This is a genomic window from Enterocloster sp., assembly GCF_057861365.1.
The window spans coordinates 1-24,558 of record NZ_DBMACH010000005.1; the positions used below are offsets into that span (position 1 = coordinate 1).

Consider the following 24,558-nt stretch of genomic DNA (forward strand, 5'->3'; position numbering starts at 1 on the left):
AAGGGAGCTGCCTCTAGCGCTATTGTGTATACAATGGTTGAGATGGCAAAAGCGAATGACCTGAATACCTACAAATATCTGACATACCTCTTATCACAGCGACCAGACGCTAAAATGTCAGATGAACAGCTGGAACAGCTTGCCCCATGGAGCGAGACTGCGAAAGCGAACTGTCAAAACTAAACATAGAGCAAAACGCTTGCATCTATCATTTTGGTGCAAGCGTGATTCATGGGCAGCGTAGCAATATTTTGCGCTTACAGTATATCTAATGCTTTTCCAATACCTTCATACGGGAAAATCTTCTTTCCCTTATCCATCATCTCATAGACTCTGTTAGATAACTTGCAAAATTTGATATTTGCTCATTTATAGTTATAAATCAGAAAACAAATCAGCCTGATAAAGCCCCTTATTTAACATTTCTTTAAAGCTTTCTTTTACAGCTACTACATCTTCCTTGTAAGTCATGCCATACCAGGTATCATTGGTACGAAGTACCTTTACAGCAATTTTTCCCTGTTCTAATAATTCTCCAATAAAGGATGGAATCAAATATTCACATTTCAACGGATTTTCTGGAACTTCCTTCTCAAAGAATTCCTGAAATCCCATCTCTAATGTTTCTAAAAAATCAGGTGTCACTCCCCACATATTCATAGAGACCAAAGAATCTATATCAATTCTAATTCCATTCGCTTCCGCGCCAGAAACTGTTTTCACAATATTCTTTGTCTCTACTACTTCCGTCAGATTATTTTCTCCATCCATTTTGCAAATACCGCGGGTTACACCGCCATTGTCTGATAAGGTGTTTTTCAGAACAAAGCCTGCCATACAGGACTGGCCGCCGTTTACCAGATATTCATGAACAGCCTCAAAACCTTCTTTTCCGTAATAATCATCCGCATTAATAACAACAAAGGGAGTTTTTAAAACCTTCTTTGCTGCCAGAACTGCCTGACCGGTTCCCCACGGTTTTGTCCGTCCTTCCGGAAGTTCTCCCGGAATATCATGAATATCCTGAAATGCATAGTCTACAGTCACACCATAGTTTTTGCATACGGTTTCTATTCGATCTCCAATGACTTCCTTGAATTCCTTTTCAATATCTTTACGGATAATAAATACTACATGATTGAAACCTGCTTCCATTGCATCATGAATAGAATAATCCATAATAATGTGGCCGTTGCTGTCCACTGGTTCTAACTGCTTGATTCCGCCTCCAAAACGAGAACCAATTCCTGCTGCCATAATTAATAATGTTGTTTTCATAATCTTATCCCTTCCTTCCACATTGGCTTTTTCCTTTACCCTTAATTTTTATACAAAGCCAATAAATCATTCCGCCCAGACATCCGCCTAAAGTATTGTAAGTAAGATCGGATATCTGAAACGTACCAACATGAAACAGTACCTGTAAAAATTCTATAGTCAATGATATGGAACCAACCACTTTCACCGTTCTCCACAGAACGCTCCTTAACGTAAATCTTTCATCAATTATATGTTTTCCCAATGCCCATAAGAGCAATATGGTAAACGGCACAAACAGCATAAAATTCTCTATTGCTTCGGTGGTTAGTTTTCCGTCTCCATCATATAATCCCCAGCCCTCCATGATTTTTCCTAAAGGATCAAACCAAATCTGACGATTGATTAAAGTTCTAAATAAAATCATAGTTGCATGAAATGCTAATAGAAATACCCTGCGAAAATCTGATGAATTTAAAAATTCATTGACCCAGGAATTAATAGGCTGAATAAAAAGATTTATTCCTTTCCATCCATGTTCTTTACTATAAAGGTACAAAAACATAGACATAAAAGCCATTAAAATGGCTCCCCAAAATGGCTGATATAAAGCCATAACTACATTTCTAATAATTTTTTCCACAATTTGCTGAAACATTTTTATCCAATAAATTACAAATATATCCTATGAAAGCCTTTATAGTTTAATTATATTATCTATAAACTTTTTTCTTGATTGAGGTTGCTGGTACTCCAGCAACAATATCTCCAGCTTCAACATCATGTTTTACAACAGATCCAGCACCTATAACTGCTCCATCATTTATAACTACATTTCCAATTACTATTGAACCTACTGTAATGGTTACATCGTTTCCAATCACTGGTGCATCTTTACCATTATAACCGATAGTAACTTGCTGATTAATAGAGCAATTGTTTCCAATTTCTTTTGCTGCTACAATTGTTGAAAATCCATGTAAAAAATATAATCCCCCTCCAATTTTTTCGGGCGGCATATTAATATACAAACTTTCCAGTGGTTTGAATAGCATTCTTGAAATTACATAACCAATCTTATTGCGATGCAATCTATTTAACATAACATTTCTAAATTCAATCATATTCATCGCAAAATATCCAAATTGAAATAATTCCGAATACTCATTTAATTCTTTGTTTTTCCTTTTCCACATTGCAATATCTAAATCAACTTTATCCTTATGCTTGCAATGTTTACAAATTATATAGAATGGAAGTATTCGCCACATATTTACATATACTTTAATATATCTATGATTCATATACTTCTTGTCCCCACTATTTTTTTTAATATTGTTTTAATTTTTGCTTTATGGGCGATAGTTTTCTTCTAATTTTTTCAGATAATTTCATCGTTCCATACTTTTTCAGACAATAATCAAATCCCTTTTCTAAACAATCTTTTTGAAATTCCTCATATCGTTCCGGACGTGATGAAGGATGATTTAAATTGGGCTGATTAATATCATTCAAGGAGCATTCTATTACTTCAAAGGTATTCTTTAAACTCTCGAATAAATATTTTCCTTTTTTTGTATTAATGATAATGGAAGATACTCCTAATTTATCCTCAAATTCAGTATTTACATTTTTTATATTCCAAAAATCTCCAATTGTAATATCTCCTTGTCTTTCCATATTTGCAAATTTGCATGTATAACAAGAATCTCTTAATATATAATTGCTAGTAAATAGTCGATAAAAATTATCTCCCCATATTGGTGCGTGATAAATAGTTCCATTTTTTAATTTAATATAAAGTTCTTGATTTCTCCATCCATACTCTTTATCACGAAATCTTATTTCCTCTACTTTTGAAATCTTTTCCTTTTCTTTCAAACATGCCTGAAATAATTTCATGCTTGGAACTCCATGACAAATTAGATCCAAAGTATATAAATTATCATATTCTCTTCTCAAAAACTGCTTTAATCCTGCCACCTCACACGGAGTTCCTGTAAATAAAACTGTTTTTCCTATTTTCAAATCATTTTGAATCCGCCGAAAAACATCATTTTTATCACTTTGAACATACTTAGAGCCCTGAAATTTTCTTGCATCTGTAAGAGACTCTGCTCTTTCATGTCTTACTTGAAAATCTTGAGTTAATTCGACACCATATACCACGCCATTCTCATTTAAAACATATTTTGCAACTTCAATAAATACGCTGCCTGAACTACTCTTCATTCGTTCTTCTTGATTTATATTTTTTACACCATATGCTTTTTTTTCAAAACCATTTTCTCTTTTATTTTCTTTTAATGGGCATACTTTTTCACATAGTCCACATTCCACACACAATTCTTTTTCAATAACCGGATATAAATATCCTTTTTCATCTTGTTCCATATGAATTGCATGTTTATGACATACATTAGCACATGCAGAGCATCCACAACATTCTTCTTTTCTTGTATATAACTCTATCATTTTATTTTCCTTTCATATTTCGTATTCTCACTAATATTTTTTTGAAATTTTCTCGTTCAAATATTATATGAAAAACACTAATTAATGCCAAACAATATATACTAACACAAGCCGCATAGACAACCCATGTAATAAGGCTTACCGGATAAAATTTTATTATTTGTGGTGCCGTAAAATAAGATACAATAATCATTGAAATTGTAATAATAATATTTTTCAATGTAGCTTTTCTTTCCATTTGAGTTACCATCTTGGGTATAAAAAAATATAAATCAATGCAGCGATATAAATTTGACAGGCATGACGCAAACATAATTCCTGTCAATCCATTTTTTGCACCAAAAATGATACCTCCTACAACTAAAATAGCTGCTTGAATTGTACTCTGAATTCTTGTTTCCCTGTATAATCCAGCTGCTATTACCAACATACCTTGAGGTGTTTTCAAATTATATAAAATTCCATTAGACACAAATAAAATTGCAAATATAAAACTTGTATATTGAATATCATTAACACCCTTAGTATAAACCTCTATAAAAGGTAAAATTGTGACTAATGTAATAGAATATATCACACTTACCATGAAATAATAAATATATTCAAAATCCCTATATGCTTTTTTAAATACCACTTTATCGCCTTTTACAAGCAGTTCTCCAAATCCTGCAGATACACCTGTAGAAAAAACCGACATAACTCCATTAATACCGGACATAACCATATTATAGACAGAATAAACACTTACCATTTTCAAGGAAGAAAAAATAGTAATTAAAACAGCTGGAGATGCATTTTGCACTGTTTGTACAATTTGTAAATACAATGCACTCCATCTTTTATCCATAGCAGCATAATCAGGCTCTACATCATAGCGAATAAAATGATAATTTACTCTTACATATACATACAGTATCATTGTTCTCACGAATATTGAAAATAACGCAATAATTCTCAATAATACAATATTAATACGCATTGTAGATAAAACCACAACAATAATTGTATTTAAAATAGTATATACTATAGATGCCAGAGAAATCACATATGTTTTTTGATCTGCTGTAAGTAATGCTCTGTACTTTGCTAAGGTAAAAAACTCTAAAGAACCATTGACACCTAATACAAGAACAAGCACAAAAATACTTGTTTGATCTAATACTGTTGAACTGGCAATAAACGGATAGCATAAAGCCAATAATGCAACTAAACCGACAAAAATAAATCCTGATTTTATATAAAAATGCTTTGCTGCTGTTACAATTCTATTAATTTTATCATGGTCTTTATCTGCAATCGGCTTATACAAGGAATATACCGCTGCACTTGATAATCCTGCTTCTACCAAATTAAAATAACTAATAAATTGTAAAATGGATGATACTAAACCATTAATTTCAGAGCCATATGCCGTTAGCATAAATCTTGGTGTAACAAAACCTGCTACCATTGTTACAACTTGCAATAATGCCGTTGTAATGGAATTATACATAAATTTTTTCGATCGACCCATTATTTACCTCTTTTTTATACCAATAATTCCCAATACATAATATATTCTTTCCTTCATACCATTTCCATTAACTTGCTTCAACTGTTCATAATATTTTTTTAAATCCTGCTTCATACCATATTTATTAGCCAAACGCAGATAAAAACGATGAAAATGGATATATAATTTATTTTTATAAACTTTCTCATCATTTTCATCACAAATACTTTTTATAAGAATATATAATGTTTCTTCCTGCTTTTTAAAGCGTTGGATCATCTTTTCATATTGATTATTATCCTTATTGGAATGACTATTTTTATGTAAAATGTACTTGTACAATGTTTTATCAATATAACCATACTTATCATGATATACTATTGGTAATAAAATTTGATAATTTTGACCTATCCGGCTTTCATTAATTTGCCCATTTGGTACATATTTAAAAAATTTTTCTGTTCTCATAATATAAATACCCGGGCAAAATACTACGTTTTTACTTAATAATAAATCTTCAAAAAAATTATCATTATCCAGCTGCTGTCTTTGTAAATAATCTATTATATTACCACTCTCATCTACATAATCAGCTCCAGACATTGCCAATGCAATATCTGGATGCTGCTCCATATATTTTACTTTTTCGCTAATATTATTGGAATAAAGTTCGTCATCGGAATCTGGCCAAATAAAATATTTTCCCTGAATATATGGGAAACCTAAATTCATAGCTTTTGCTTGTCCACCATTATTTTGTTTTAAATAAACAAAACGAACATTCTTTTTTTCAAACAATTCCTTATATTTATTTACAATACTTTCTGTATCATCTGTCGATCCATCATTAATAAAAATAATTTCATAATTTTTATAATCTTGATTTAAAATTGAAGTAAAATATGCATCTAAATATTTTCCCGAGTTATATGACGGAGTAATAATACTCACTAATGGCTCCATTTTTCCCCCTCCATTCAAGCTAAACTCTTCCATTTAATTGTTTTTCCAATCTGATAAGATACTTCTCTTATTTTTTTCACATTAGAAATAAGTAAGATGGACACTACCAAAATAATCAATTGGCACGGATAATAAAGTGTATTTCCTGTAAGACTATAAATTCCAAATAACATTATCCAATAAACTAAAAGTACATCCCAAAAATTAGATGTGGTTTTTGCTAAAGATATGGCTTTAATTATCAAAATAACAATCAGTGTAATGATCACTCCACATCCTATAATACCAGTTTCTCCCAAGAGCTGAATATATACATTATGTGCTTGATAATTCCATCTTTCTCCATAATAACGAAATCCTTGATTAAACACGAAATCATTAAATGACATAAACCCTCTTCCAAAAAATGGATTTTGATGAAACATATCCATAGCATAATTCCAAAAATTTTCTCTTCCAGATAAAACATCTCCTCCGCTATTAATAATTCTATCAATAATTAAAGATGCTTCTGGAATTATCGTATATGCTATTATAATAAATGCTGATATTCCTAATCCAACTCCAGCTAATTTTATAAACTTATTATTTTTACTAAATAACATTACATAAATTAATAAAGCAACAATTGGGATAATAAACAATGTGCGCTTACCTGTCATCATTAATGCTATCATTACAAGTATGCTTTGAATAACATATTTATATGATCTTTGAGCAACAAATTCTGCAAAAATAACACCAAGCCCTAAATTACAAATAAATGCTGCATATGCCTTTTCAAAAGCTAAACCTGCAATTGCCCCACCAGATGTAAGAGCTCGCATTTCTGCATCTCCAAATGAAGCAAATCCAAATATTAAAAAAAACACATTCGGTAACAATGCCTCTAAAAACATTGAAAATATAAATACCCAAAATAAGGTCTTAAAATTTTTCATAAAATAATAGTAGAATGTCTTTGAAAAATCAGAAAAAATAACACATACTCCTGAAATTAAATATAAACTATAATCCCAAATAACATTTATATTGCTAACCCAAAAACAACTAACCATTATCATTATCACAAATAAAGAATACATGAGTTTATATTTATTTATTTTCAATATATAGTTCCTGTTTAAAATAAACATTCCTAAGCAAAGGATAATTACCAATAATGATAAATGTTTTGTATACATCATCAATTTATTATTTGCAGAAAATATTATTAAATTAATCACAGCTGCAATTATTATTTCTAGTATTCTTTTATCTTTCCAGTCAGAACATTCTATAATTTTCATTCATAATCCTTTCAAGATATTGTTTTGCTTCCGCACATTTTTTATTGATTTGTTCATCTGCCATACTGAAGTCTCTATTAATATCTAATACGCAATCCTCTAAAGTTTTTATTTTACATACATTCAAATCTGTTAAATTTAATAATGATTCTACTCTATCATTAGGCTTAAAATCTTTTTGTAAAGCCTCTACATAAAGATTTTTATGGAAAATAATAGAAAATGCAGTTCCATGAAATGAATTTGTTACAACGTAATCTGCATACTTAAAATATCCTAAAAATTCTTCGATTGATGTTGAAAATAATCCTTTTATATCTGGTGTTTTCATCTGATCAACAATATCAAAGTTCAATGCAACAATTTTTGTATTTGTCATCTTAGCTAATTTTCTTGCAAAATCAAACAATAAATTTGATGTATTCAATTTATATATCAATATATAATGTTCTATTTTCGGTTTCTTAGCTAATCGCTCCCAATCTTCCCTGCCTAATAAAAAAACCGGATCCATTGATAATTCTGTTTCTTTTCCAACCAATGTTTTTACTATTTGTTGTCCATCTGTTTCACGAATTGACAACTCATGAAATGTTGAAAGTAACTTTTTATATTCCTCTGCATATTCACACGGAACTTCTTTCATACCAAATGAAGCAGCATAAGAATATTTCTTATCATAATTTTTAACAAACTCTAAAAAATAATTTTTATCAAATTGTGAACATGCATAATTAAATACCTGGTCACTCCCTGTAATAAACTTATCATATTCATTATTTGATTCACCAATATTTGATTTATCATAAATCTTTGAACTTATTTTTACATTCTGATCTAAAAATCCATAAAATCTACTTTTCTTTTTATATACATGTATAAAATTTAAAAGGCCCCTAATAACCTGCTTAATGGATTTATTTTTTACACTTAAAATCTTATAAAAATTCTCCATGTGATCACAGCGATAATCAATAACTTCTGCATCATATCCGCTATCATTCAAATATTTTTGTAAAGCATATGTCTGTAAAACGGCTCCATAATTAATAGCTCTATGAAATGTCATAATACCAATTTTCATTATTCTACTTGTATGATGTTATTAGAAGCAAAAACAACATACTTCCTTTCTTTTTTTGTTTCGTGGTTTAATACATTCAGATACTGTGACTTTTAATTTTTTCTGTAGTTTTGACTACTCAACAGGAGTGTATTGCCACCTCTTTTATCTGAATTGTTTATTAGCTAGATGTTGCCAGAGCGTTTGCTCAGAGTGCTTATTTCAATCAAGTCTACGATGATAATTGTTGGTGGATACCACAGTATCAGACTTTATGAAAGGGAGGTACAACCTCATGATTTACGTCGACATTAATATTGCCAAACTTAACCATTTCGCCGCTGCGATTTCTTCCGACGGCGAGATACTCATTGAGCCGTTCAAATTCACAAATGACTATGATGGCTTCTATCTGTTGCTTTCTAAACTGGCACCACTTGACCAGAACAGCATCATCATAGGTCTTGAGTCAACGGCACACTACGGTGACAACCTTGTTCGTTTTCTTATCAGCAAGGACTTTAAAGTGTGTGTTCTAAACCCGATTCAGACTTCTTCTATGCGTAAAAATAATGTACGTAAGACTAAGACTGATAAAGTCGACACGTTTGTTATTGCTAAACCCCTTATGATGCAGGACTCCTTACGATTCATGACCCTGGATTATATTGAACTCAAAGAGTTCGACAGATTCCGTCAGAAACTGGTGAAGCAGCGTACCCGTTTAAAAATACAGCTGACTTCTTATGTGGATCAGGTTTTCCCTGAACTACAGTATTTCTTCAAATCTGGCCTGCATCAGAATTCTGTCTATACCCTCCTTAAAGAGGCTCCGACACCAACTGCCATTGCTTCTATGCATATGACCCATCTTGCTCACCTTCTCGAAGTTGCTTCCCACGGCCATTTCGGTAAGGAGAAAGCCAGAGAATTAAGAATTCTCGCACAGAAGTCTGTCGGTGTCAATGACAGTTCTTTATCTATTCAGATAACTCACACCATTGAACAGATTGAGTTACTGGATAGCCAATTGTTTCACACAGAGCTTGAAATGGCAAATCTTGTCACCTGCCTGCACTCTGTGATTATGACCATTCCCGGAATTGGTTTCATCAATGGCGGGATGATCCTTGGTGAGATTGGTGATATACACCATTTCTCAGAACTAAAGAAACTGCTTGCGTTCACCGGACTGGATCCATCGGTTCATCAGTCTGGTAATTTCCAGGCACAGAGAACCAGAATGTCCAAGCGAGGTTCAAGGGTATTACGCTATGCCCTTATAAATGCAGCTCACAATGTTGTTAAAAACAACTCTACTTTCAAGGCTTATTATGATGCCAAGAGAGCTGAAGGCCGAACCACACTACAATGCCCTTGGACACTGTGCTGGCAAGCTTGTCAGAGTCATCTGGAAGATGCTCACTGACGAAATAGAATTTAACCTCGAATAAGAGACCTACATACCATAATCGATAGATTTTGAACAAGGGCTTTTAGGGAGCTTTGTTAAAGTTACCCTTTTTACCCGAAACAAAAAAAACTGAATTTCTGGCTAATTTATACTTGACTTTTCATAGCTGGTCTCTCCTAAAATTTAATTTCTTTAAAAGAACATATAAAACATCCCCAGCATTTTCCATTTAATTAAATAGTATATAACAAAATTTTTCAAATTATTTGGTTTATATGTCACAACAATTCCCATTAATTTTTTATTTTCAAAAATCATTTTATAAAACTTTTTAACATCTCTTGATTTTGAAACTTTTTTAATATTAAATCGTAGTGTAAAAAAGGTCCGATTAACTAATCTTTCTTTTAAATTAAATTCCTGTAAAAACTCTTCAAATCTTAAAATAATTTCATCATACAAATTAGTAATTCTATTTAATACCGATTCACTAATTCTATTTGTAAATGATGTATCATTTACTCGATATAAATATGTAATATCATTGCAAAAAGTTATTTTTCGAGAGCATGACATAACCATTAGTTTATATAGTAAATCCTCTGAATATATATCCCTTTCAGACAAAAATTGAATATTATTATCTATAAGCAACTGCTTTTTAAAAATACTATCCCAAACAGCTATACATCCATCATATCCTTCTTTTTTCTCATATGAAATTAAATCAGACATTACTTTTTTTATTTTTTCAGTACTATCTAAAATTCTATTTCCTAATAGATGTTCCTTTATAATTTCATGGTTACATACATCTGCATACCCACCGGAAACCATATCTGCATTAGTTTCCATAGCTTTCTGATATAATCGTTCTAGTGCATCTTCTTTATATTGATCATCTGAATCTAAAAAAGCAATATATTCTCCTGCGGCTTTTCTGACTCCAAAATTTCTCTCTAATCCCTGACCAACATTCTTATTACGGAACACCTGAACTCTGTTATCCTTTTTACTATATTCTTCACAGATTCTAAATGATCCATCTGTAGAACCATCATCAATTAATAATAATTCAATATCTCTTAATGTTTGATTCAATACTGAATGAATACATTCTTCAAGATAAAGTTCCGCATTGTATATTGGTACAATTACGCTTATCTTCGGATTCATATAATTCCCCCATCAAAATTACAATTTATCTTGCACTAACATCCCATAAAATGTTTTTTCCCCATTTTTTTCAATAGGATATTGATATTTCCAACTTAACTTGAATAATGCTGTTTCAGATTTCATAATATCCCACTTTTTCTGATTAAATGGTTCACTCATAACTTTATATAATTCATCACATTCGGGATTATTAGACTGTATTTTTTGAAATTCTTTTTTTATTCTAGCATCATACTTCTGTGCCAATACAATCATGTAATCTACCATCAAATAATCAACCATTGTATCATTATTTTTCCAATAGTGAAGGAAAAAATCGCGAATTGTCATAAATATAAAACGATTTTCTTCATTGCAACACAAAGAATATCCTGCAAAATACCCTGATGCTACAGATGCATGAAAATAATCTGGTCTCTTTATCGACCATAAAGGCCACTGAAAATAATCATCTAATACTGGCTGTGTACAGAAAAATGTAGAATCAATCCACATTCCTCCATGCTTTGCTAATAAAGACAACCTTAACAAATCTGAATAATTTGTTCTCGTTATAATCCCTTTATTCTTTTTTTCCTCTACCCACTCTGGAATATCTACATAATCCTTATAATTATCATCTGTTAAAACAATGACTCTGTGATTTCCTGCATTTTTCTGAATAGAATTTACACATACTTTTACTAGTTCCGGTGCCTGTTCCAATCCCTGCCACCAACAAATCCAAATACGATCTGAATACTTTGTTTTTTGAAATTCTTGATTGGTATGATTATAATCATATGTTTTCAAAAAATCTCCAAATGTCTTTTCATAATAACGAATCATAATATCATGTTTTCTAAGTAGATGTTTCTTTCTTGATTCATTTTCATAATATCCATTACGATTCATAATTTGGATATCTACTTTTGCACGAAATGTTTCTAATCCTTCCTTTAAAGAAGTTACCTGTGCAATTCTTCGAGTTGCATCTAACTCTTCCATGCAACGATGTACAATTCGTTTTATGCTCTTATGTCCTGCCATAATCTATTCGCTCTCTAAACTTAAATAATAATTTTCCAACAATGTATGTGCCTTTTTTATATTATAAGAACTATTTTCTAATTCTCCTAACAGCTCTTCTCTATTGTCATCCTTATATTTTTCTATAATCTTAACCCATGATTTTAACGATTCGTCTAATCCCATAAAATCCGTTTTTGGGTTAAATTTAACTTCCTTAGGTACTTTGTTTGAAAAAACACAAGGTAATCCTGCAAACTGAGCTTCTATACCAACAACCGGAACTCCTTCAAAAAACGAAGGCATTACAAAAATATCCATTGCCTGATATAATTCATTGACATCTGTCCGATTGCCCAAAAATTTCACTTTGGGGTTTAATCCAAATTTCTCAACTTGTTTTTTTATTTCATTTTCCTTTTCCCCTACACCTACTAACAAAAGCACGGAATCAGGATTCTGTGAAACAAATTCTTTAAAAATTTGAACTAAAAATTTATGATTTTTTTGGTACGATAATCTTCCCACATGACCAATTACAAATTCATTTTTAATATTCAATTCTTCGCGTTTTTTTCTTCTTATTTCAGGGTCAAATAAAAATTTTGAAATATTAATCGCATTTGGAATAATCGTATATCTTACATCCCCGAATAAAAATTTTCCTGCTTCTTCTCCACAGGCACAAAAATCTGTCGTAACTGAATTAATTCTAGAGCGAAAATACTGTTTCAGTATATACTTAAAATCTTTATCGATAGAAGTATTATGACTATGGGCTATTCTCACAGGTATACCTGCTTTTTTTGCTGCTTTCAATGGCAAATAACTCATAGCATCAATATGGCTGTGTACAATTTTATATTCTGGATGTTCCTTAAAAAACTGCTCCATCCATTTAAAATACTTAGGATAATTTTGCGGATAAAGTCTTGGTGCATAATACACCTTACCACCTAAACTAAGTATCTCATCATCATAATCACTCTTATGTGGCCGATGTGTCAGAAAATCAAATTGAATTTTTGAGCGATCAATATTTCTATAATAATTCATCAACATCGTCTCTAATCCTGCACGATGCATATCATTTACACACTGTAATACTCGAATCATGATTTATGTCCCCTATATAAATCTAATGTTCTCTCTACAACCTCGTCCCAATTATACTTACTGCAGATAAAGTCCGATGCCTGTCGTTTCATTCCTTCTACCATATCTACTTCATCACAGGCTTTTTGCAGTTTTTCTCTCAAATCATCTACATTTGACTTTTCAAAAATCAAAGCCTTATCTTCTACCACTTCTGCACATTCCGCAATATCCGATACCAGACAGCAGTTTCCATAGCTCATAGCTTCCAGAAGACTCAAAGGCATACCCTCCATATCGCTGGGAAGTGTATACACATACGCATTGTTGTACAGTTCTTCCAAAGCCTGTCCCTGAACAAATCCGGTAAACAGAATCCGGTCATCTCCTTTTGCCATTTCTTTCAGCTCTTTTGCAAATTCATCTGTATCAGAGCTTCCGCCTGCTATCACAAGCTTTTTATCTGTCTTTACCTGTTTAAAGGCCTCGATTAAATATCGGATTCCCTTTTCCGGTACCAGTCTTCCTAAGAATAAAATATAGGAATCCTTTGTTAATCCGTATTTTTCATGAATCAGTTCTGCAGACTTAATTTCAGGACAATTGACACCATTGGGAATAAACCTAGTTTTTCTTCCGTAAGTATCCATAAAATACTTCTGTACACCTTCACTTAATACGATGATTTCATCTGCATACTTTACCGCATTTCGTTCTCCTTGACGAATAAATTTAGAGCCAAATCCACTTTTCCACTTTTCACGTGACCAGTCAAGTCCATGAACTGTCACTATCACTTTTTTCCGAAACAATTTAGGGATCCAGCAAAAAAAGGCTGGTCCCTCTGCATGAATATGTACCACATTATAATGCCCTAAAGCAGCAAAAATCGCTGCAAAAAAGGAGGAGGATACTGCTGCGAGTCCCTTTTTTTCAATTGTCGGAACCTTTTTCAGCCGAATCCCTTTATACTCTTTTGCTGCTTTTGTATCATACTCAGCGCCGCTTACATGGTGTCCGGCTCTGTTATAACAGGTAACCCGGTTTCCTTTATTAACCATCCTGGTACACAATTCTTCTACAACAATTTCAATACCTCCTTCTCTCGAAGGAATTCGCTTATGCCCAAACATTGCTATATCTAAATTACTTTTCATAAAGCGTTCCATACTCTCTTTACTCAGCCCCTCTATGCATTAACACAACCAGAACCGTCTGAAGCAGGATTTTAATATCCAGCCAGATGGACCAGTTGTCAATATATTCCAGATCCAACTTCACTACATCCTCAAAATTCTGGATCTCACTCCGTCCGCTGACCTGCCACATTCCCGTGATTCCTGGCTTTAAGCTTAAACGTCTCTTGTGATGTTCTTCATACTGCATAAATTCATCCAGCGTCGGCGGTCTTGTTCCCACCAGACTCATATCCCCCTTCAATACGTTAAAGAACTGTGGAAATTCGTCGATACTGGTTTTTCTTATAAATTTTCCTACTTTTGTAATTCTGGGGTCGTCCTTCATTTTAAACATAAGGCCGTCCATCTGATTCTGTGCCATAAGCTCTTTTTTACGTTCTTCCGCATCCATATACATGGAACGGAATTTGTAAATGGAAAAACGTCTTCCATTCCTTCCGATCCTGGTCTGTTTAAAAATAACGGGACCGGGAGATTCCAGATATATGGCAGGTACAACGAAAATGGATAAAATACAGGTGAAAATGATTCCCACCAGACCGCCTGCTATATCCATCAGGCGCTTTAAAAACAATTCTGCGGGTTCAAAAATTCTTGGACTGTATGTAAGCACACGGTAAGACCCGAAATTTTCGATCGCTTTCTCTTTTTCTGCCATTCCAAACGTATTAACCGTAACGTGGACAACAATTCCCAATGCCTCCAACCGGCGGATTAAGTCATTCAGTTTTTCACGTCGCATGGTGGGAAGGCTTAAAAGAGCCTCGTCTACCACCTGTTTTTTCAGATATTCCGTCAATCCGTCTGAATCAGACCAGAGATAGCTTCCGTTTTCATTTATCCCTACCTGGTTCAACTCTATCTTTCCGTGAATGTGCATAACCGCAATGGCAGACACATCATAGTCGTATAGTCTTGCGTTAACTACCTGATTCATTACCTTCAATACATTTGTATCTGATGCGCAGATCAACAGACGCTTTCTGTTTTCCTGTTTTCCATAATACCGAAACAGCGCCGTCTTAATCGTGATCCGTCCCAGATACATGGTCAATATATTGAAAAGAAAAAATAATATGTAAAACTTGCGGGACGAATTGTCTCCAAGTTTAAATGCAAAAAGAATAAGTGTCAGCACCATAACCATATAAAAGTTATCCGTGATGACTACTCTCAGTTCATTCCATCGGTTTCGCTTCATTATAGGCTGGTCCGGCTGATAGAATAAAATAACCACAATGTAAATAAAAAGCATCAAAATACAGCCGTACCAGTTTCCCAGCTGGAAGTCCCCTGCATCCAGAGAAGCAAATCTGCCCAGCAGGGCAAGTATAAATGATACAACCACAGCAATGGCGTCTGCAAACATATAAAATGATTTGTTCCGGATCAGCATAATCAATTACTCCTCACTGTGGTTCTTTTTTAAAATTCCTGTCCCCATAGCTGTCACAAAACCAAAACAGGACGCCAGAAAGAGCAGTTCATATGCCAGTATGTCCCAGTGGATCCTGTCCTGAGCATACTGGACGTCCTGTAATGTAATACAGTTTCTGATCTGAAATACAGACCATACCATCAGTACAACCATCAAACATTCCATCATTTTTCTCATACTTGCAGATTTCATTAATATGTCCCCCTTTTCCTTTGTGTGTTTTCAAAACAGCGTTTTGTGACTGCGCCGGCCTCACGATCATGGAAACCGGCGCATATTATCCTTACACGCTCTGTCAGCGCTTATAGATAACCGAAAATGTTCCCGAGTTCGGGATGGTCACATGGATCATCTTCTTTGCCACATCCACAGATGTAGGCGTGATCAGCTCCCACTTGGAAGTCATGTTGTTGTAGAAGAGCACCTGTACGGTTCCCAGGCCCTCTACCAGATTTGGGACATACACAGGCATATTGGTGGCTCCTGTTTTTTCCACTCTGGTTCCGGCCTGATAGGTCATAACTGCGGTGGTTCCTACCAGGGCATTGTAGCCGCTTAAGTCCAGACCGGTTCCGGCCTCTGCCAGACCGGTTCCGGTATTAATGGCATTAATGGTGGATACAACGGTTTCCGGAAGTCCGCTTACCGCGCTTTCGCTTCCCTGTACAAACTCGATGCCTGTATCTCCTACTACGGCCTGGCCGCCGCTCTGGCTGGCTGTTCCGCTTTCAGTGGGAACCGTAATCTGGGCTGCGGTCTGTCCTCCCGGCGTGGCGGCTGAGGAATTTCCTGTGCCTGACGCTGAGGAAGATCCGCCTGTTACCTGATCCACGCGCTCTCCGATGTCATAATCGCCGTCGCTGTCCTCATTGGGGATCACAACTCCGGTTCCCGGACTGTTTGCCGCAAATACGGCTGCATACTGTGAAACCGCAAGAGCTGCTGCCATTGCAATAACTACTGCCTTTTTCTTCATGATCGTTCACCTTTCCTTTCCTGATAAATTTGTTCTATTCTTCAACCCTGTAAAACAGGTCTAGAACCATTTGTGTTACTCCTTCCGGATCCGGATGGTATTCGTCATAGATCCTTGTCTCTGCTCCTTCTCCCGGAAGTGTGCGGATATCATCTCCCCCCAGCTGCTGGCTGCTTCCAATAAATGCCATCACCATATCCAGATACTGATCCTTGGAAAGATTTGTTACCATATAGGGAGCTGCCGTTTCCAGAAGCTTTAATGCAACTCCCTCTTCCCGTGAGGCCTTTTTCTTCACGGCCTCCGCATAACCGGCGATATATCCCTTCTGGCGCTCCAGACGGGCTACGGCGCTCTGGCTTTTTCTTGTATCCCTGTAGCGCAGGAAAGCTTCGGCCTGATCGCCCATCAGGGTTACGGAGGTTCCGGGTTTAAAGGCCGGATCTCTTTTTTCCAGCTCCGGATCGTCAATGGTTACGGTTACGCCGTCTACCGCGTCATTAAGAGGTTTCAGCGCTCCCATGCTTACAGCCATGTATCCGTCGATCTGAAGGCCGTCCAGAAGCTCTGTCACCGCTTGGCACATAAACTGGCAGCTTTTTTCTCTTCCGTCCCCATAGGCGTAGGCCAGTGTGAGATGCTGCGTATCATAGCCCAGGATATTTCCGCTCAGATCTGTAAGGGGAATGGGGGTCATGGTGTCTCTTGGTATGGCCAGAACCTGCACCCGGTCTCTGGCCGTGTCCTGGGCGACCAGAAAGATGCCGTCGGACTGTCCCCCCGCTCCCGCTGTTTTCGTCTCTGTCAGAGGTTCCCTCCGGTCGATCCCCATGCACAGAATGGCTTTTACATAGGTATTCCGGCGATAGGTTTTTCCTTTGTATTCGATGGTGTTTTGTACCTGTCCGTATCCGGCTTTCCCCTCTTTCTGTGATGTACCGGCCTGCTCTCTCCAGAGCTGTGCCTCGGCGGCAGCCAGCTTTTTTTCCTGATACAGATTCCAGGAAACAGCTGCAAACAGGATTGCCAGAATAACCACTGCTGTAACCAGCCATTCTCTCTTTTTCTTATCTGCTTTCTTCAATGTTTTCTCTTTCTTTTGGGGAATCGTATCCGTAACGCTCGTACTTACCGTATTTTCCGTAATATTTCTTATAATATTTGCCGTAATACTTCTTATAGTAGCCTGAGCCGTACTCTCCTCCCACCCGGTTTAAGACTGCCCCCAGGATCCGGCATCCGCTCTTTTCCAGCTGGGCTTTTACCTTCTGGGCCATACGGTAGCTGATGCCCCCGCTTTCCACTACGATCACAGCTCCGTCACACTGATTTGCGATGATCGCGCCGTCAATAAGGTTTAACATGGGAGGGGTATCGATTATGATGTAATCATACAATTCCCTTGCATTTTCCAGCAGGACTTTGAACAGTTCATCCTCTAACAGCTCTGCCGGATTGGGAGAATAGGGGCCTGCCAGGATCATGTCCACATTTTCCATATTTGTGTGGTAAATAACTTCTCCAAGCTTTTTCTGGCCGCTGAGATACTGGGACAGGCCGTTGGGACGGCCGCTGATCTCATGACGCTTCACCAGTACGGATTTGCGGATATCCGCGTCTACCAGAAGAACCCTTTTCCCGATACTTCCCAGAGAAGAAGCTACGGCTACTGTAGTAGCGCTTTTTCCTTCTCCCGATACGGTACTTGTAAAGAGAATGGTTTTTAAGCTGCTGCCGCAGAACTGGATATTGGTACGCAGTGTCTTAATGGCTTCTTCATAGTAATAATCATTTCGTTCCGTATTTTTTAATTCCAGTCTCATCTCCATTTTTTACACCGCTCCCTTCGTTTTCTTCTTTTTTCTTCCCTTTTCGTTTTCTGATTTACCGGTTTCATCCACATCCGGAATAGAAGCCAGTACAGTAAGTCCCAGATATTTCTCCACGTCTTCTTCTGTCTTTATAGTGTCGTCCATGATCACTCCCAGACAGATAATTCCGCTGATCAGTACGGCTGCTGCCAGACCGCCCATAGCCGCATTCTTTTTCACATTTGGAGAACTTGGTTTTTCTGCCGGTACGCCTTCCTCGATGATCTTGGGCGGAACCATTTCCATAATATCGCCTATGTAATCGGAAGAAGTCTTTGCCACCTCTTCTGCCAGCGCCTGGGCGCGGATCGGATCTGTATCCGATATGGTAATAGTGAGCACACGGGTATCTGTCGGATTTCCAATGCTGATCATACGCTCTAGTTCATCCACCCTCATGTCTAACTGCTGTTTTTCAATCACCTGCTCCAATACCGGACGGCTGGTTACCAGCACGCTGTAGTCCTTGGTAAGCTGGCTGCCGATCTGCAGGTCTGCCAGTGAGGTAAGAGTTGTTTCCTTTGAAAGTACATAGACCATTGCGGTGGATTTATAAATGGGCGTCAGCAGGATCTTGCTGTACAGCCCCGCTCCGAAAGCTCCTACGATCAGCCCCAGGATGATCAGCCACAGCTTCTTTTTTAAAGCATAGGCCAGTTCCAGCAGATCGATCTGTATCTCGTCATTGTCATCAAACTTCTTTTCCATGGTATAACATTTCCTTTTCTTTTCATAATAGTTTTGCTACAGTACCTTGTTTTCCAGAATATATCTCTGATTTTTCCCAAATATGGCGGCCGCATCCGGACAGATGCGCTTTTTTGACAGTTTTTTAAATGCCTCTTCCAGCCTGGGCGGCCTTGTATCCGGCCGGTGCATATCGCTGGCGGCAAAGTGGATCCTCCCCTTCTGGATTTCTTTCAGGCACCAGGCTGCCGTCCGGTCAAACAGACCGCCTGTCAGGCTTTCTGCATTAACCTGCAGACAGGCTCCGCTCTGAACCAGCTCCTCGGTCCTGCCTGTTTCACGAAGGCAAAGATACCGCTCTGCGTGAGCCAATACGGGAATAAATCCGGACTGGACCAGTTCCCGGACTGCCCGTCTTATGGTCTGAAATCCATCTCCCGGTTTGAATTCCACCAGAGCATACCGGCTTTCTGCCAGTGTGAGCGCTCTGCCCTGTTCCAGATACAGCGGCAGTTCTTCAAAATACCGCAGTTCCTGTCCCAGGCTTATTTCAAGTTCCAGCCCTTTTCTGTGAGCCAGCTCCCGGACGCCTGCTTTTAATTGTCTTAACTGCTCCATATCCGTCTTTCTGGAAAAATGGGGGGTTGCGATAATATGGCGGACTCCCTGCGCCCAGGCTGCCTCCAGCAGACGGCCGGTTTCCTCCCAGTTTCTGGCTCCGTCGTCAATTCCCGGCAGAATATGAGCGTGGATATCGATCATTTCCAGCTGATCCGTCATTTTCTCTTTCCGCCTTTTTTCCCCTGACTGAGAATCGTCTCATGAACCTGATCGGAAAGTCCGTTCATAGGCGTTTCACAGTACTGGCAGTAAAGGTTGTTTAAATAAGGCACTGCCTCCTGCCCCCACTCGTAACCGGACATATAGTTTCCCAGAAACAAGGGGACATAGTCGGGATTCCCTTCCACAAATTCGTATACATCACAGATAAAGCTGCTGGCGTCCACCGCAAAACTTCCTCTCTTTTTGATCAGCATGCCGCCAATCCCGTTATTCTCCAGTATTTTCTTCAGCCGGTAATAAATCACCCGAAGATTATTTTTGGCGGTCTGTTCCGGTGACTGTTCATACAGCAGCCAGGCCATCTGTGATAAGGATACGCTGCTCCCTCTCTTATCCACCAGAACCGCCAGCATTTCCTTTGCCTTTTCACTGGAAAAATGGACTTGTTTCCCGTCTACAAATACATCGAACCCGCCAAAGGTTTTTATAAATATGTTTTGCCCTTCCCTCTGACTCATTAAATATCTCTCCCGCTTTTAATCGTATTCTTAATAAAAACTTAATTTTTATTAACTATCCTTTAATAAGATACACCATGAACCTTATCAGTACCGTTACAGTTTTGCATTGTTATGCATGTTTCCTGTATTTTCGTAACATTTTCAAAGTGTTTTTATTTTAGTACCGTTTTTTTTACATAATTTCCAAAAAAAGGACTGCAGGTATTCTGCCCTGCAGTCCTTTTTCCCCCATTACTTTATTATTCGTTCTGTGCTTCCCTTATTTTCCGGGTTTTAATTTCCTCAAACTTCTGGAGCAGATATGACAATGTAACCTCTGCCCAGCTGTACTCCGGCATATATTCGCCCATAAAGTAACGGTCTTCATTCTCCTCCAGCATCTCCCAGCAGTCGCACCGGATCCGCCGGCGGTTCAGCGCATAAAATCCGCGGCCTTTCCTCACGATATCTCCCAGCCCATTCTTGTGTTTTATAATGAGTTTTTATTGAGAATACAAAAAGGATGCCAGTCAATATGCTTCCCTGATCTGACATCCTTTAATGCTTTATTTATATTCTTCAGGCCTCTTTCCCCTTCAGATATTCATCAATACCCTTCGCGCCTGCCTTACCTGCCTCCATAGCCAGGATCACGGTAGCTGCGCCTGTTACGGCATCGCCGCCGGCGTATACGCCTTCCTTGGTGGTCTTTCCATTGCTTTCATCTGCAATGATGCATTTCCACTTATTGGTCTGCAGTCCTTCGGTTGTAGAAGAAATCAGCGGGTTTGGTGAAGTTCCCAGAGACATGATCACCGTATCTACCTCGATGGTGTAGTCGGAGCCTTCTACCTCTACCGGTCTGCGGCGTCCGGATGCATCCGGCTCGCCAAGCTCCATCTTACGGACTACCATGCCGGTTACCCAGTCATTTTCGTCGGTCAGGATCTCTACCGGATTGGTAAGAAGATCAAACTGTACGCCCTCTTCCTTTGCGTGGTGAACCTCCTCCACACGGGCCGGAAGCTCTGCCTCGCTTCTTCTGTATACAACATGTACCTCTGCGCCCAGACGAAGTGCGGTTCTGGCAGCGTCCATGGCTACGTTTCCGCCGCCTACTACGGCTACCTTTTTGCCCAGGAAGATCGGTGTGTCATAATCGTCTCTGAATGCCTTCATCAGGTTGCTTCTGGTCAGGTATTCATTTGCGGAGAATACGCCGTTGGCATTTTCACCGGGGATTCCCATGAACTTGGGAAGTCCTGCGCCGGAGCCGATAAATACGGCCTTAAAGCCCTCTTCGTCCATCAGCTCGTCAATGGTTACGGACTTTCCGATGATCACGTCTGTCTCGATCTTAACGCCCAGCTTCTTTACATTTTCAATCTCAGGACGAACGACTCTGGTCTTTGGCAGACGGAATTCCGGGATACCGTAGGTTAATACGCCGCCCGGCTCATGAAGTGCCTCAAAAATCGTTACCTCATAACCCATCTTTGCCAGATCGCCCGCACATGTCAGACCGGAAGGGCCGGAACCGATGACAGCTACCTTGATACCGTTGGTCTTTTCAGGCTTTGCGGGAACGACGCCGTTTTCTCTGGACCAGTCCGCTACAAAACGCTCCAGCTTTCCGATAGAAACCGGCTCGCCCTTGATGCCGCGGATACATTTTCCCTCGCACTGGCTCTCCTGAGGACATACACGGCCGCAGACAGCGGGAAGGGCGCTGGACTCAGCAATGGTAGCGGCTGCATCCGCAAATTTGCCCTCTTTTACCTCTGAAATAAATTTTGGGATATTGATGGATACGGGACAGCCCTTTACGCACTGTGCGTTCTTGCAGTTTAAGCAGCGGGACGCCTCCTCCTGTGCTTCTTCCTGTGTATAGCCAAGGCAGACCTCTTCAAAGTTAGCTGCTCTTACTTTTGGCTCCTGTTCTCTGATGGGTACTCTCTTTAAAACGTCCATTATTCGTCACCTCCGCAGTTTCCGCAGCCGCCGTGATGGGTGGCTCCTTCCTGAGCCTTAAGGATGGCTCTGCCTTCCTCTGTCTTGTACATCTGCTGGCGCTTCATGGCCTGGTCGAAATCTACCAGATGGCCGTCAAACTCCGGTCCGTCTACACAGGCAAATTTCACCTCTCCGCCAACGGTTACACGGCAGGCGCCGCACATGCCGGTTCCGTCTACCATGATTGGATTTAAACTTACAATGGTCGGAATTCCCAGCTCCTTTGTAAGCTTGCATACGAATTTCATCATGATCATGGGGCCGATGGCTACGCAGACGTCATACTTCTTGCCCTGATTCTCCACCAGATCCTTGATCACGTCTGTTACCATGCCCTTGCGCTCATAGGAGCCGTCGTCTGTGGTCACATAGAGATTTCCGGCTACTGCCTTTAATTCATCCTCCAGGATCAGCAGATCCTTTGTCTTGGAGCCCTCGATCACATCCGCCTCAATGCCGTGCTCATGCATCCATTTTACCTGAGGGTATACGGGAGCAGAGCCTACGCCTCCTGCCACAAAGAGATACTTTCTCTTCTTTACTTCTTCGATGTCTTCCTTTACAAACTCAGATGGCTGTCCTAAGGGGCCTACGAAATCCTGGAAATAATCTCCGGCTTTTAATTCCGCCATGCGCTGGGTAGATGCGCCTACGGTCTGGAATACGATGGTCACCAGTCCCTTTTCTCTGTCAAAGTTGCAGATGGTCAGAGGAATACGCTCTCCCACCTCGTCAATCTTTACGATAACAAATTCTCCCGGCTGGCAGGCTCTGGCTACTCTGGGCGCCTCTACGTCCATGAGATAGATCTTGTCCGCCAGACATTCTGCCTTAACGATCTTGTACATGATTTTCCTCCTCTTTTTCACTCATACCCCAAAACCGCAGATGCGCTTCTAATGGCATGTGTATTTATAAGACTCAGCTCCTCGGTTCTATTCGATCCGGATGCTGTAGCTCTTCTCCCAGGTTCCCCAGGCTTCCAGCTTCTGGATGCCCGGCCGGTCTTTTAATTCTCCCTTGTATCCGTCGGGAGCGCACAGGCCGTACCATGGCTCCAGGCATACAAATGGATGGGTTGCCTCGATGGTCCATACGCCCAGGTATGGAAAATCGCCGCATTCTATGGTCACATAGGGCGTTTCGTCAACCAGAAGGCCCACGCTTGAAATCTGCGCCCCGTCAAACATATAGGTAAGGACCTGGTCAAAGAATCCCTTTGTCACCGGAACCTGACCGTCCTTAAGCTTTAAGCTGCCGGTCTTTTCCTCCACCTGATATCCCTGGTCATTGGGTGCCAGATAGTGAAGCTCCTCCTGATGATTTCCCGCTTCTTTTCCTTCTTTATTAAATACCAGCGTATAATCGTAAATGGTCTTTCCCTCAGGTACCTGAAAGGCCGGATGGCCGCCGATCATAAAAAGGAGCTCCCCGGAATCGGGATTTTTTACTCTCCACATCACTTCAATGGTCCGCCCCGTAAGCCGATGCCCTATCTCCAGCTCAAAATGGAAGGGGTAAACCCCATAGGTATCCGGCGTATCCTTTAACCGGAACCAGCATTCATCCATATCGCAGAGCAGGGGTTCAAATTCCATATCTCTGGCAAATCCGTGGGGCGTAATACCATGCTCTTTCCCCTCATGGGTATATTTTCCATCAAAGCTCTTTCCTACAAACGGGAAAAGTACAGGCGCATGGCGATTCCAGACTGCCGGATCTGCTCCCCAGAGAAGCTCTCTGCCGGCCTTTTTGTCATAAATCCTTGTAAGCTCTGCCCCGTGACGATCCACGGTGATCAGCAGTTCCTCATTTTCAAGTGTAAATACGGTTCCATCATTCTTCATAAGTCATCC

At 38.8% G+C, this 24,558-nt stretch carries 26 protein-coding genes; 2 read left to right on the top strand and 24 right to left on the bottom strand.

Going from position 1 to position 24,558, the window contains the following annotated elements; genetic code table 11:
- On the top strand, positions 1-183 hold a 183-nt coding region (locus tag ACZM6M_RS06675; protein ID WP_271383362.1), incomplete at its 5' end, for a transposase domain-containing protein.
- 192 nt (positions 184-375) lie between these two features.
- Here ACZM6M_RS06675 and ACZM6M_RS06680 read toward each other — a convergent pair.
- From ACZM6M_RS06680 to ACZM6M_RS06715, 8 genes are all read right to left on the bottom strand, one after another.
- Positions 376-1,278: a sugar phosphate nucleotidyltransferase gene (locus ACZM6M_RS06680; protein WP_418497002.1), complete on the bottom strand. Its 903-nt coding sequence runs from the start codon at positions 1,276-1,278 to the stop codon at positions 376-378.
- A gap of 4 nt (positions 1,279-1,282) precedes the next feature.
- A complete protein-coding gene (locus ACZM6M_RS06685; RefSeq protein WP_418762252.1) occupies positions 1,283-1,873 on the bottom strand; it encodes a VanZ family protein in 591 nt (196 codons plus the stop codon).
- Between the two features lie 97 nt (positions 1,874-1,970).
- Positions 1,971-2,561, bottom strand: a complete 591-nt coding sequence (locus ACZM6M_RS06690) for a serine O-acetyltransferase (protein ID WP_489489996.1) — start codon at positions 2,559-2,561, stop codon at positions 1,971-1,973.
- Positions 2,562-2,586: 25 nt separating this feature from the next.
- The gene (locus tag ACZM6M_RS06695; RefSeq protein ID WP_418762254.1) at positions 2,587-3,732 is read right to left on the bottom strand and encodes a Coenzyme F420 hydrogenase/dehydrogenase, beta subunit C-terminal domain; all 1,146 of its coding nucleotides are present in this window, start codon (positions 3,730-3,732) and stop codon (positions 2,587-2,589) included.
- 1 nt (position 3,733) lies between these two features.
- Complete coding sequence (locus tag ACZM6M_RS06700) at positions 3,734-5,245, bottom strand: lipopolysaccharide biosynthesis protein (protein ID WP_418762255.1); 1,512 nt, start codon at positions 5,243-5,245, stop codon at positions 3,734-3,736.
- A gap of 3 nt (positions 5,246-5,248) precedes the next feature.
- Positions 5,249-6,220 (bottom strand): glycosyltransferase family A protein, encoded by a 972-nt coding sequence (locus ACZM6M_RS06705; protein ID WP_418762256.1) that lies wholly within the window; start codon positions 6,218-6,220, stop codon positions 5,249-5,251.
- Complete coding sequence (locus ACZM6M_RS06710; RefSeq protein WP_418496990.1) at positions 6,202-7,476, bottom strand: O-antigen ligase family protein; 1,275 nt, start codon at positions 7,474-7,476, stop codon at positions 6,202-6,204. Before ACZM6M_RS06710 ends, ACZM6M_RS06705 begins: the two co-directional genes overlap by 19 nt.
- Positions 7,454-8,545, bottom strand: coding sequence for a polysaccharide pyruvyl transferase family protein (locus ACZM6M_RS06715; protein ID WP_418762257.1), 1,092 nt, complete (start codon positions 8,543-8,545; stop codon positions 7,454-7,456). Before ACZM6M_RS06715 ends, ACZM6M_RS06710 begins: the two co-directional genes overlap by 23 nt.
- Before the next feature lie 289 nt (positions 8,546-8,834).
- Between ACZM6M_RS06715 and ACZM6M_RS06720 the strand changes: the two genes are divergently transcribed.
- Positions 8,835-9,968 carry an IS110 family RNA-guided transposase gene (locus ACZM6M_RS06720; protein ID WP_489489997.1) on the top strand — a complete coding sequence of 378 codons (1,134 nt, stop codon included), beginning with the start codon at positions 8,835-8,837 and terminating at the stop codon, positions 9,966-9,968.
- Positions 9,969-10,145: 177 nt separating this feature from the next.
- On the opposite strand, the gene ACZM6M_RS06725 is transcribed toward ACZM6M_RS06720, so the two are convergent.
- The 16 genes from ACZM6M_RS06725 to ACZM6M_RS06800 all read right to left on the bottom strand — a co-directional run bounded on the left by ACZM6M_RS06725 (position 10,146) and on the right by ACZM6M_RS06800 (position 24,549).
- Entirely contained in the window at positions 10,146-11,129 is a 984-nt protein-coding gene (locus ACZM6M_RS06725; RefSeq protein WP_418762259.1) for a glycosyltransferase family 2 protein, read from the bottom strand.
- Positions 11,130-11,147: 18 nt separating this feature from the next.
- Positions 11,148-12,161 carry a capsular polysaccharide synthesis protein gene (locus ACZM6M_RS06730; protein WP_418762260.1) on the bottom strand — a complete coding sequence of 338 codons (1,014 nt, stop codon included), beginning with the start codon at positions 12,159-12,161 and terminating at the stop codon, positions 11,148-11,150.
- Between the two features lie 3 nt (positions 12,162-12,164).
- Positions 12,165-13,256 (bottom strand): glycosyltransferase family 1 protein, encoded by a 1,092-nt coding sequence (locus ACZM6M_RS06735; RefSeq protein WP_418762261.1) that lies wholly within the window; start codon positions 13,254-13,256, stop codon positions 12,165-12,167.
- Entirely contained in the window at positions 13,253-14,392 is a 1,140-nt protein-coding gene (locus ACZM6M_RS06740) for a glycosyltransferase family 4 protein (protein ID WP_489489998.1), read from the bottom strand. The genes ACZM6M_RS06735 and ACZM6M_RS06740 overlap by 4 nt, the downstream gene beginning before the upstream one ends.
- A 19-nt stretch (positions 14,393-14,411) precedes the next feature.
- Positions 14,412-15,830 (bottom strand): sugar transferase, encoded by a 1,419-nt coding sequence (locus ACZM6M_RS06745; protein WP_489490000.1) that lies wholly within the window; start codon positions 15,828-15,830, stop codon positions 14,412-14,414.
- A 6-nt stretch (positions 15,831-15,836) separates the two neighbouring features.
- On the bottom strand, positions 15,837-16,064 hold the full coding sequence (locus tag ACZM6M_RS06750) for a hypothetical protein (RefSeq protein ID WP_178274991.1): 228 nt from the start codon (positions 16,062-16,064) through the stop codon (positions 15,837-15,839).
- Between the two features lie 103 nt (positions 16,065-16,167).
- Positions 16,168-16,848, bottom strand: a complete 681-nt coding sequence (locus ACZM6M_RS06755) for a hypothetical protein (RefSeq protein WP_178274990.1) — start codon at positions 16,846-16,848, stop codon at positions 16,168-16,170.
- 34 nt (positions 16,849-16,882) lie between these two features.
- Positions 16,883-17,932, bottom strand: a complete 1,050-nt coding sequence (locus ACZM6M_RS06760; RefSeq protein ID WP_489490001.1) for an LCP family protein — start codon at positions 17,930-17,932, stop codon at positions 16,883-16,885.
- The gene (locus ACZM6M_RS06765; protein ID WP_340274755.1) at positions 17,916-18,677 is read right to left on the bottom strand and encodes a CpsD/CapB family tyrosine-protein kinase; all 762 of its coding nucleotides are present in this window, start codon (positions 18,675-18,677) and stop codon (positions 17,916-17,918) included. Before ACZM6M_RS06765 ends, ACZM6M_RS06760 begins: the two co-directional genes overlap by 17 nt.
- A gap of 3 nt (positions 18,678-18,680) precedes the next feature.
- Positions 18,681-19,427, bottom strand: a complete 747-nt coding sequence (locus ACZM6M_RS06770; protein ID WP_178274988.1) for a Wzz/FepE/Etk N-terminal domain-containing protein — start codon at positions 19,425-19,427, stop codon at positions 18,681-18,683.
- Positions 19,428-19,463: 36 nt separating this feature from the next.
- The gene (locus ACZM6M_RS06775; RefSeq protein ID WP_418763314.1) at positions 19,464-20,186 is read right to left on the bottom strand and encodes a CpsB/CapC family capsule biosynthesis tyrosine phosphatase; all 723 of its coding nucleotides are present in this window, start codon (positions 20,184-20,186) and stop codon (positions 19,464-19,466) included.
- A complete protein-coding gene (locus tag ACZM6M_RS06780) occupies positions 20,183-20,707 on the bottom strand; it encodes an AfsR/SARP family transcriptional regulator (RefSeq protein WP_418763315.1) in 525 nt (174 codons plus the stop codon). The genes ACZM6M_RS06775 and ACZM6M_RS06780 overlap by 4 nt, the downstream gene beginning before the upstream one ends.
- 242 nt (positions 20,708-20,949) lie before the next feature.
- Positions 20,950-21,153, bottom strand: a complete 204-nt coding sequence (locus tag ACZM6M_RS06785) for a hypothetical protein (RefSeq protein ID WP_489490002.1) — start codon at positions 21,151-21,153, stop codon at positions 20,950-20,952.
- A gap of 115 nt (positions 21,154-21,268) precedes the next feature.
- Positions 21,269-22,660 carry an NADPH-dependent glutamate synthase gene (gene gltA / locus ACZM6M_RS06790; RefSeq protein ID WP_337933641.1) on the bottom strand — a complete coding sequence of 464 codons (1,392 nt, stop codon included), beginning with the start codon at positions 22,658-22,660 and terminating at the stop codon, positions 21,269-21,271.
- Complete coding sequence (locus ACZM6M_RS06795) at positions 22,660-23,550, bottom strand: sulfide/dihydroorotate dehydrogenase-like FAD/NAD-binding protein (RefSeq protein ID WP_489490003.1); 891 nt, start codon at positions 23,548-23,550, stop codon at positions 22,660-22,662. Before ACZM6M_RS06795 ends, gltA begins: the two co-directional genes overlap by 1 nt.
- 87 nt (positions 23,551-23,637) lie before the next feature.
- A complete protein-coding gene (locus ACZM6M_RS06800; RefSeq protein WP_418763240.1) occupies positions 23,638-24,549 on the bottom strand; it encodes an aldose 1-epimerase family protein in 912 nt (303 codons plus the stop codon).
- Between the last annotated feature and the right edge of the window lie 9 nt (positions 24,550-24,558).